Genomic DNA, 1,749 nt, shown 5'->3' on the forward strand with positions numbered 1-1,749 from the left:
TTCGGCCTGGGCCGAAGCGAAGGAGGTGGGGCCCCGTGTCCTTCGCTCTGAGGAGATCGTGTCACCGGATCGAGCTGAAACTTCCAGCCCTGACCATCCCCATACGCCCGCGGCGTAGGCATGACGAAAGAACCCCTCGTCTTACGCGCATTTGCCCGCATTGAGGTCGATTTGCGCGATTTTGCCACGACGGCCAGTGAAGGTCGAGCCCCCCGCTCGGATGCCGGTCCACCCCCATGTGCCGGCTGTGCGAGAATATCCCCGTACGCGCCCCCATGGGCGCGTTAGCCATACCCGAATTTGGAGCTGACATGAGCAAGCGCGCCCGCAAGCGCCGCTCCCGCAAGGGCAACGCCGCCAACCACGGCCGCAAGCCCAACGCCTGAGCCGCGTAGCACACACGTCGAAGGCCCCCTCACCGGCTGGTGAGGGGGCCTTCGTGCGTCCGCGGCCAGGGCGGCACTCAGGTCACTCGGAGAGCTCGACCCGCACCGTCGTGATACGCGCCATGATCTGGGTGCGCAGCTCGGTGGGCGCCTGCTCGCACGCACAGGAGCGACGGACCAGCGCCTTGAGCATGTGGTCCAGGTCGTACTCCTTCAGGCAGGGCCCGCACTCCTCTAGGTGCTGCTTGATCTTGGCGCAGTCATCCGGGCCCATCTCGCCGTCGAGGTAGTCGTAGACCTTGAGCAGGACCTCGGAGCAGTCGGTGTCGTGGTGGTTGCCACAGCTCATGACGTCGCCTCCTCACGCACGAACCCACGCTCGAGGGCATAGTCGGTGAGCAGCTCACGCAGCTGGCGGCGGCCGCGGTGCAGGCGCGACATGACCGTCCCGATCGGGGTGTCCATGATCTCTGCGATCTCCTTGTAGGCGAAGCCCTCGACATCGGCAAGGTAGACGGCGAGCCGGAACTCCTCGGGGATCTCCTGCAGGGCGCGCTTGACGTCGCTGTCCGGCAGGTGGTCCAGAGCCTCGGTCTCGGCCGAACGCAGGCCGCGGGAGGTGTGGGACTCCGCACGCGCGAGCTGGTAGTCCTCGACCTCGGCGGCGTCGGACTGCAGCGGCTCACGCTGCTTCTTGCGGTAGGTGTTGATGTAGGTGTTGGTGAGGATGCGGTAGAGCCAGGCCTTGAGGTTGGTGCCGGGCTTGTACTGGTGGAAGGCCGCGTAGGCCTTCGCGAACGTCTCCTGGACGAGGTCCTCGGCGTCGGCCGGGTTGCGGGTGGTGCGCAGCGCCGCGCTGTAGAGCTGGTCCAGGAACGGCATCGCCTCGGCCTCGAACCGGGCCGCGCGCTGCTCCGGCGTCTCGGTGCTCACGTCGACCGGAGGAGTCGTCGTGCGCGCCGCGGAGGTGTGCTGGTCGTCAGTCATTGCGCCCCAGCCTAGTGCGGCGGTGGCGGTGCGCCGGGCCGGGCGCTCACTGCCTGATCCCAGGCCCAGCTGCGGCCCGTCGGTCACAGGGGCCAGCTCGGTCAGAAACACGAGGGGCGTCTCCTTCTCGTCGAGGTCGCAGTGGTCAACACCGGCGGCCTCGGCGGACATTCCCCGAGGTCAGCCCAGCCGGCCGGCCAGCCACGCCCGTGCGGCGTCGAGCACGCCCGGCGCCCCCTTGGCGAAGCCGTGGGCCCCGGCGACCGCGACCACCTCGGGGGACTCCCCCAGCGCGGCCCGCACCTCGTCCGGGCCGCCGAACGCGTCCGACTCCCCTTGTATGACGAACAGAGGCGTCCCCGCGTCGGTCACCGCG

Annotated in this window: 3 protein-coding genes and 1 pseudogene; 1 reads left to right on the forward strand and 3 read right to left on the reverse strand. The window is 68.9% G+C overall.

What is annotated here, in order from left to right; genetic code table 11:
- The first annotated feature begins 311 nt into the window (after positions 1 to 311).
- Entirely contained in the window at positions 312 to 386 is a 75-nt protein-coding gene (locus VF825_RS20100; RefSeq protein WP_369791897.1) for a 50S ribosomal protein bL37, read from the forward strand.
- A gap of 82 nt (positions 387 to 468) precedes the next feature.
- On the opposite strand, the gene rsrA is transcribed toward VF825_RS20100, so the two are convergent.
- The 3 genes and pseudogenes from rsrA to VF825_RS10805 form a co-directional block, all read right to left on the reverse strand.
- The gene (gene rsrA / locus VF825_RS10795) at positions 469 to 735 is read right to left on the reverse strand and encodes a mycothiol system anti-sigma-R factor (RefSeq protein ID WP_331113069.1); all 267 of its coding nucleotides are present in this window, start codon (positions 733 to 735) and stop codon (positions 469 to 471) included.
- Positions 732 to 1,373, reverse strand: coding sequence for a sigma-70 family RNA polymerase sigma factor (locus VF825_RS10800; RefSeq protein WP_331113071.1), 642 nt, complete (start codon positions 1,371 to 1,373; stop codon positions 732 to 734). Before VF825_RS10800 ends, rsrA begins: the two co-directional genes overlap by 4 nt.
- A 180-nt stretch (positions 1,374 to 1,553) precedes the next feature.
- A pseudogene (locus tag VF825_RS10805) lies at positions 1,554 to 1,749 on the reverse strand (hypothetical protein); the annotation flags it as partial.

The sequence above is a fragment of the Oryzihumus sp. genome, from assembly GCF_036391795.1.
In the GTDB taxonomy this organism is placed as follows: Bacteria; Actinomycetota; Actinomycetes; order Actinomycetales; family Dermatophilaceae; genus Oryzihumus.

Excerpts from the sequence above, each read along its gene's own strand:
- VF825_RS10800 (WP_331113071.1), bottom strand. The coding sequence starts at position 1,373 with ATGACTGACGACCAGCACACCTCCGCGGCGCGCACGACGACTCCTCCG.
- rsrA (WP_331113069.1), bottom strand. The coding sequence starts at position 735 with ATGAGCTGTGGCAACCACCACGACACCGACTGCTCCGAGGTCCTGCTC.